At 68.2% G+C, this 6,619-nt stretch carries 8 protein-coding genes; 5 read left to right on the plus strand and 3 right to left on the minus strand.

The genetic code is table 11. The features are described from left to right. Window positions 1–13: 13 nt before the first annotated feature. Window positions 14–1,000 carry a tripartite tricarboxylate transporter substrate-binding protein gene (locus BMY35_RS36725; protein WP_093209942.1) on the minus strand — a complete coding sequence of 329 codons (987 nt, stop codon included), beginning with the start codon at window positions 998–1,000 and terminating at the stop codon, window positions 14–16. A gap of 189 nt (window positions 1,001–1,189) precedes the next feature. On the opposite strand from BMY35_RS36725, the gene BMY35_RS36730 reads away from it, so the two are divergent. Beyond that, entirely contained in the window at window positions 1,190–1,738 is a 549-nt protein-coding gene (locus BMY35_RS36730) for a MarR family winged helix-turn-helix transcriptional regulator (protein ID WP_093209943.1), read from the plus strand. A gap of 1 nt (window position 1,739) precedes the next feature. Here the strand turns inward: BMY35_RS36730 and BMY35_RS36735 are convergent, their stop codons facing one another. After that, window positions 1,740–2,087: a FlxA-like family protein gene (locus tag BMY35_RS36735; protein ID WP_177213798.1), complete on the minus strand. Its 348-nt coding sequence runs from the start codon at window positions 2,085–2,087 to the stop codon at window positions 1,740–1,742. Window positions 2,088–2,232: 145 nt separating this feature from the next. Between BMY35_RS36735 and BMY35_RS36740 the strand changes: the two genes are divergently transcribed. Further along, the gene (locus BMY35_RS36740; RefSeq protein WP_093209947.1) at window positions 2,233–2,679 is read left to right on the plus strand and encodes a universal stress protein; all 447 of its coding nucleotides are present in this window, start codon (window positions 2,233–2,235) and stop codon (window positions 2,677–2,679) included. A 26-nt stretch (window positions 2,680–2,705) separates the two neighbouring features. On the opposite strand, the gene BMY35_RS36745 is transcribed toward BMY35_RS36740, so the two are convergent. Beyond that, on the minus strand, window positions 2,706–3,635 hold the full coding sequence (locus tag BMY35_RS36745; RefSeq protein ID WP_093209955.1) for a LysR substrate-binding domain-containing protein: 930 nt from the start codon (window positions 3,633–3,635) through the stop codon (window positions 2,706–2,708). Between the two features lie 140 nt (window positions 3,636–3,775). Here BMY35_RS36745 and BMY35_RS36750 point away from each other — a divergent pair, with 140 nt between their 5' ends. The 3 genes from BMY35_RS36750 to BMY35_RS36760 form a co-directional block, all read left to right on the plus strand. Further along, window positions 3,776–4,771, plus strand: coding sequence for a tripartite tricarboxylate transporter substrate binding protein (locus BMY35_RS36750; RefSeq protein ID WP_093209949.1), 996 nt, complete (start codon window positions 3,776–3,778; stop codon window positions 4,769–4,771). A gap of 43 nt (window positions 4,772–4,814) precedes the next feature. Beyond that, window positions 4,815–6,338, plus strand: coding sequence for a UxaA family hydrolase (locus BMY35_RS36755; protein ID WP_093209951.1), 1,524 nt, complete (start codon window positions 4,815–4,817; stop codon window positions 6,336–6,338). 37 nt (window positions 6,339–6,375) lie between these two features. Further along, window positions 6,376–6,619: aldehyde dehydrogenase family protein (locus BMY35_RS36760; protein WP_143080832.1), on the plus strand; the 244-nt coding region annotated here is incomplete at its 3' end.

Consider the following 6,619-nt stretch of genomic DNA (forward strand, 5'->3'; position numbering starts at 1 on the left):
GGGAGTATCAAGTTCAGGGCTGAAAGCCGGAGCGGCGCACGACCGGCTCCCACTGCGCGCGATAGGCCTTGAGCATTTGCGCGGTCTCGGCCGCGTTGCTGACCACCGGCGTGATGAAGAGCGCGTCGGCCGCCTTCTGCAGGCCCGGGTCCTTCATGACGTCGCGGATCGAGTTGGCCAGCAGCTGCACCCTGGCGGGCGCCATCGAGCTGGGCGCGAAGAAGGTGTTCCAGCCGTCGGCGTCGATCTTCATGCCGGCCTCGCGGAAGATCGGGATGTTGGGCGCGAAGCTCGCGCGCTTCTTGCCCGAGGTGGCGAGGATGCGGATCTTGCCGGCCACGTGCTGCGGATAGAGCGAGTCGAGCGTGTCGATGGCGATCGGCAGGCTGCCGCCGCTCAGGTCGGCCGCCAGCGGCGCGGAGCCGCCGTAGCCCTTGATCTGCGGCTGCACGCTCAGGGCGTCGCCCACCATCAGGCCGAAGAAGTGGGGCAGGCTGCCGGTGGCGGGCACGCCGAACACGGCTTCTTCCGGGTGCGCCCAGAGCCGGCCCACCAGGAACATCGCGCGGTCGAGCTGGAGCTTCTGGCCGACCGCGAGCGCGAAGTCGTAGCTGCTGACCTGCGAGACGGGCACGAAGTCCTTGTCGGGGTCGTAGCCCGCGTCCTTGAACACCAGCGGCGCGACCACCATCACGGCGGGGTTGCCCAGCATCAGCACGTTCTGCCCGGCGGGCGCGCGCTTCACTTCCTTGGCCGCGAGCCGGCCGCCCTCGCCCGGGCGGTTTTCCACGCTCACCTGCACGCCGAGCTTCGGCCCGAGACGCTCGGCGATCAGCCGCGCGATGCGGTCGGTGCTGCCGCCCGGCGCATAGCCGACCACGAGGGTGAGCGGACCGCCGTCCAGCGCGGCGGGCGCCTGGGCATGGGCCAGGGGAGCGCAAGCGGCAAGGGCCATGCCCCCTGCCATGATGAGCTTGCGCCTGGAAAGAAATGCGGGCATCGGATCTCCTGCGGGACAGTTGTCGTGAACGGGAAGGCGCGGGTTTCACGGCGAAAATCGCGCGTCAAGACTGTTTCCGCTCGTTCAAATTTGTTACTGGTTTATACGTATGGGCAAACAGTTGATCTAATCAATCAACTGCCCGCCGAGGCGGGCGAACCACACTCACCCCGCCGTTCCGCCACCCATATGCAACAAGCTTTTCCCGATGCAGGAGCGTTGCGCGCGCCCCGTTCCCTGGACGACCTGCTGCTCTATCGCATGGCGCGCGCCGTGCGCGCGGGCAGCGGCATGGCGACGCGGCTGGTCGAGGGGGGCTTCGGCATCACGCGCCGCGAGTGGGGAATGATCGCCACGCTCGCGCAGGAAGGCGAGATGACGTCGTCGGCGCTCGCCGCCCAGCTGCACCTGGACCGGGTGCGCACCTCGCGCGGGCTTCGCAGCCTGGTCGAGAAGAAGCTGGTGCACCGCCGCCAGAACGCGGAAGACAGGCGCGAGGTGCACGTGCGGCTGAGCGCCTCGGGCCAGCAGCTGTTCGGCGGACTCTTCCCGCGCATCGCGGGGCTGAACACCGAGCTGCTGGAAGGCATCGCGCCCGCGGACATGGAGGCCTTCCTGCGCTGCCTGCGGCACCTCGAGCAGCGCGGGGAAGAGCTTCTCGCGCAGGGCGTGGTGGCGGAGAAGGCCGACCGGCGCTCCGGCGGCACGCGGCACCGGTGGCCCGAGCGCGGAGGCTGAATCAGGCCTGCACGTCCACGATGCCGCCGATCGAACCGTTGCGGCTGCCGTTGCCGGCACGCTGCGAGGCGGTGGCGCTTTCCTCCATCGACGCCATGGCGCTCTTCTGGACGGCGCCCATGCGCAGCGCGTTCATCTGCTGCTGCAGCATGGCCAGCTGGGCCGCCAGTGCCTGGAGCTGCTGCTGGACCATCTTGCGCGCATCGCCTTCGGGCGTGCTGAGCAGCAGGCCCTGCTTTTCCTTGATCTGCTTTTGCGTCGCCGTGATCTGGCGTTGAATCTTCGCAATCTCGACGTTCACGTCGCCCCCGCTTCTCGCGCTGCCGGTTGCACCGATGGCATTCACCATTTCGATCCTCCTTTTTCGTGTACGAGCAGGAGTTATCGGCAGCCGGCACGAAAAATGAAGGGTAGCCTGCCCGGCTTGCATGGCCGCGATCGCGAACTAGACTGAAGTGTGGGCACCCGCGGTGCCGGGGGCCAAGGAGCCTGCCATGTACAAGCGCGTTCTTGTGGCGACCGACGGCTCGGCGCTGTCGGAGCAAGCGGTCAAAGCCGCCATCGACCTGGCTCTTCTGACCAATGCGGACTTGGTGAGCGTCACCGTCGCGCACATCGAGCCGGTCGGCTACTTCGAGGGCTCGATGATGCTGAGCCAGCGCGACATCCAGGAATCGCAGGCGCACACCGACCGGGCCGCGCAGCAGCTGGTCGACAAGGTGGCGGCTTCGGCACTCGCCAAGGGCGTGCGCAGCGCGCAGGCCATCGTCATGCGGTCGAACCAGGTGGCCGAGGCCATCATCACCACCGCGAAGAACCAGCAGTGCGACCTGATCGTGATGGCCTCGCACGGACGCCGCAGCCTCGCGCGCCTGCTGATGGGCAGCGAGACGCTGCACGTGCTGACGCACTCGCACATCCCGGTGCTGGTGCTGCGCTGACGGAACGGTCTCCTGTCTCCTGTCTCCTATTTCGGCGCGACCTTTCGCAGGCAGTCCATCAGCAGCAGGCTGGCCGGCGTCTGCGAACGGCCCCGCAGCGTGATGATGCCCACGGGCGGGAGTTCGATCGGCACGTCGATCTTCAGGATGCAGAGTTGTCCCTGCTTCGCGAAGTGCCGGGCGACGCCGCGCGCCAGGAAGCCGACGGCCGGCCGCTGGTGCATCACCGAAAGCGTCACGAGGAACGAAGCCGTCTCGACGATGTCCGCAGGCGGCACGAGACGATGCTTGTAGAACATCTGCGCCAGCTTCGAACGCGACGAAGCCCACGGCGGCGGCACCACCCAGGGCAGCCCGGCGAGCATCGCCCAGTTCGGCCTGGAAGCCTTCGCCAGCGGATGCTCCGGGCTCACCACGATGCACATCGGCTCCGCGTAGAGGGCCTCGGTCTCCAGGTCGGGCGATGCATAGCCGGGCTCCAGGCGGCCGACGATCAGGTCGAGCTCGCCGACGCGCAGGCGGGGCAGCAGCCGCGTGAGGTCGCCCTCCTCCACCATCACGGTGGTCAGCGCCGACTGCTTCTTCAGCCGCTGGATGGCCTGCACCAGCAGGCTCGGCGTGGCCACCACCATCGCGCCGACGCTGGTGCGGCCCGCGCCTCCGCTGGCCACGGCATCGATCTCGTCGCGCGTGCGCTGGTAGTCGGCCAGCACCGAGCGCGCGAAGCGCACCACCGTCGCACCGTAGGGCGTGGGCTCGGTGCCGCGTGTGGAGCGCGCGAACAGCTTCAGGTCGAACATGCGCTCGATCTCCGCCAGCATCTTCGAGACGGCCGGCTGCGTGATCGAAAGGAACTCCGACACGCGGCCCAGGTGGCGGAACTCGTCGAGCGCCACCAGCAGTTGCAGGTGGCGCAGCTTGAGGTTGGAGCGAAGCACGCGGTCGATCTGGCTCATGGTGTCGTGGGGCGTCATGCGGCCTTCTTTCTCTTCATAACCTCAAGCTCATGAAGAGAGTCCGCTATTTCATTGGATGGCAATGATTGTCTCCGGAAGAATCCGCCCTGCCTGCCGAACAACGATTCCTGGAGACAACGATGAAAACCCCTCGCAAGCTGGCACGCCGCCAGTTCGTGCTGGGCGGCCTGGGCGCCGCCGCACTCGCCAGCGCACCAGCACGCGCGCTGGCCGCCGACTACCCCGAACGCCCCCTCACATTCATCTGCCCATGGCCCGCGGGCGGCACGGCCGACAGGTCGATGCGCATCATCTGCCAGATCGCGTCACGCGAACTCGGCCAGCCCATCGCGCTGGAAAACCGCGCGGGCGCCTCGGGAATGATCGGCACCAAGGCACTGGCCTCGGCACGGCCCGACGGCTACACCATCGGCCAGATACCGATCTCGGTGACGCGCTTCTCCCAGATCGGCACCGTGCAGCTCGATCCGCTGAAAGATCTCACCTACCTCGCACGCACTTCGGGCCAGACCTTCGGCATCGCGGTGCCCGCGCGCTCGCCGTTCAAGTCGCTGCGCGACGTGGTGGCGCATGCCAAGGCCCACCCCGGCACCGTGACCTATGCGCATGCCGGCATCGGCGGCGCGACGCACGTCGGCATGGAGCAGTTCGCGCAGGCGGCCGGCGTGAAGTTCAACGCCATCGCCTACAAGGGCGGCTCGGCCGCGCTGCAGGACGTGCTGGGCGAGCAGGTCGACATGCTGGCCGACAGCAGTTCCTGGGCGCCGCACGTGGAAAGCGGCAAGCTGCGCCTGCTCGCCACCTGGGGCGAGACGCGCACGCCGCGCTTCAAGGACACGCCCACGCTCAAGGAGCTCGGCTACGACGTGGTGGTGGAAGCGCCCAACGGCATCGGCGCGCCCAAGGGCTTGCCGCCGGCGGTCGAGAAGAAGCTGCGCGATGCGTTCCGCACCGCCGTCAACAGCGAGGAATTCCGCAAGGTTGCGGAAAGCATCGACGCCCCCGTCATGTACCAGGACGGCCCCGAGTACCAGAAGTACGTGCAGGCCGTCTACCGGCAGGAGACCGAGCTCATTCGCAAGCTCAACCTCAAGGAGCTGATGGAAAAGGGCTGAGCAAGCCTTCCATCCGCAAGCACCTTTCCATTCCTTTTTCTTCATGAACGACAGCCCCCTGCTTCGCCTGCATCCGAACGACAACGTGCTGGTCGCCAAGAACGCCATCGCCCTGGGCGAGGCGATCGCCGAGTTCGGCGTGCGCGCCAGGGCGCAGATTCCCGCCGGCCACAAGATCGCGTCGCGCGCCATCGCGGCCGGCGAGGAGGTAAGGAAGTACGACACGGTGATCGGGGTGGCCTCGCGCGACCTGCAGGCCGGCGACTACGTGCACAGCCACAACCTCACGCTGGTCGACAGCTACCGCGACCCGGCTTTCTGCCAGGACGTGCGGCCCGTGGACTTCGTGCCCGAAGCCGAGCGCGCGACCTTCATGGGCTTCGAGCGGCCCGGTGGCGGCGTCGGTACGCGCAACTTCATCGGCATCCTCTCGTCGGTGAACTGCTCGGCCACCGTGATCAAGCGCATCGCCGCGCACTTCACGCCCGAGCGCATGGCGGCGTTTCCCAACGTGGACGGCGTGGCCGCATTCGCGCAGACCAGCGGCTGCGGCATGTCCTCGCCGAGCGAGCACTTCGACGTGCTGCGCCGCACGCTGGCGGGCTACGCGCGCCATCCGAACCTGGCCGGCGTGCTCATCGTGGGCCTGGGCTGCGAGCGCAACCAGGTCGATGCACTGGTCGATTCGCAGGGCCTCCAGGCGGGCCGGCTGATGCGCACGCTGGTGATGCAGGAGGTGGGCGGCACGCGCGCGACCATCGAGGCCGGCATCCGCGCGATCGAGGAGATGCTGCCCGAGGCCAATGCGGCGCAGCGCACGCGCGTCGGCGCGCACCACCTGAAGATCGGGCTCGAATGCGGCGGCTCCGACGGCTTCTCGGCCATCACAGCCAACCCGGCACTGGGTGCGGCGATGGACCTGCTGGTGCGCCACGGCGGCACCGCCATCCTGTCGGAAACGCCGGAGATCCACGGCGTCGAATTCATGCTCACGCGCCGCGCCGCCACGCCCGAAGTCGGGCAGAAGCTGCTCGACCGCCTCGCCTGGTGGGAGCGCTACGCGGCCGGCCAGAACGCGCAGTTCAACGGCGTGGTGGGCCACGGCAACCAGGCCGGCGGTCTGGCCAACATCTTCGAGAAATCGCTGGGCTCCGCCATGAAGGGCGGCACCACGCCGCTGCGCGCGGTGTACGAGTACGCGGAACCCATCGACGAGCCGGGCTTCGTCTTCATGGATTCGCCGGGCTACGACCCGGTGGCCGTCACCGGCCAGATCGCCAGCGGCGCGCAGCTGATCTGCTTCACCACCGGGCGCGGCTCGATGTTCGGCAGCAAGCCCGCTCCGACGATCAAGCTCGCGAGCAACACGCCGATGTTCCGGCGCCTGGAGGAAGACATGGACATCAACTGCGGCGTGGTGATCGACGGCGAACTCTCCGTGCCCGAACTGGGCCGGCACATCTTCGAGCAGATCCTGCGCCACGCATCGGGCGAGCCGACCAGGAGCGAGACGCTGGGCCTCGGCGATCACGAGTTCGTGCCATGGCACCTGGGCATCGTGAGCTGAGCGCGCCGTTCAAGAAAAAATGCAAGACGCAACCCCCATGCCCCTGACCCTCTCGCGCCCCGACCTGCAACGCACCGAGAACTTCATCGCCGGCGAGTGGCTGTGCTCCGCTTCCGGCCGCACGCTCGACGTGACCGATCCGGCGACCGATGCTCTGGTCGCGCAGGTTCCCGATTCCGACGCCGCCGACGCACGCGCGGCCACCGATGCGGCGCACGCCGCCTTCCCCGCATGGCGCGCCGTGCCCGCCAAGCAGCGCGCCCAGATCCTCAAGCGCTGGA

The sequence above is a fragment of the Variovorax sp. YR750 genome (genome assembly GCF_900109805.1).
Taxonomy (GTDB): domain Bacteria; phylum Pseudomonadota; class Gammaproteobacteria; order Burkholderiales; family Burkholderiaceae_C; genus Variovorax; species Variovorax gossypii.

Bases quoted from the DNA above. Each gene is read 5' to 3' on its own strand.
- BMY35_RS36725 (WP_093209942.1), bottom strand. From the start codon at position 1,000: ATGCCCGCATTTCTTTCCAGGCGCAAGCTCATCATGGCAGGGGGCATG.
- BMY35_RS36730 (WP_093209943.1), top strand. From the start codon at position 1,190: ATGCAACAAGCTTTTCCCGATGCAGGAGCGTTGCGCGCGCCCCGTTCC.
- BMY35_RS36735 (WP_177213798.1), bottom strand. From the start codon at position 2,087: ATGGTGAATGCCATCGGTGCAACCGGCAGCGCGAGAAGCGGGGGCGAC.
- BMY35_RS36740 (WP_093209947.1), top strand. From the start codon at position 2,233: ATGTACAAGCGCGTTCTTGTGGCGACCGACGGCTCGGCGCTGTCGGAG.
- BMY35_RS36745 (WP_093209955.1), bottom strand. From the start codon at position 3,635: ATGAGCCAGATCGACCGCGTGCTTCGCTCCAACCTCAAGCTGCGCCAC.
- BMY35_RS36750 (WP_093209949.1), top strand. From the start codon at position 3,776: ATGAAAACCCCTCGCAAGCTGGCACGCCGCCAGTTCGTGCTGGGCGGC.
- BMY35_RS36755 (WP_093209951.1), top strand. From the start codon at position 4,815: ATGAACGACAGCCCCCTGCTTCGCCTGCATCCGAACGACAACGTGCTG.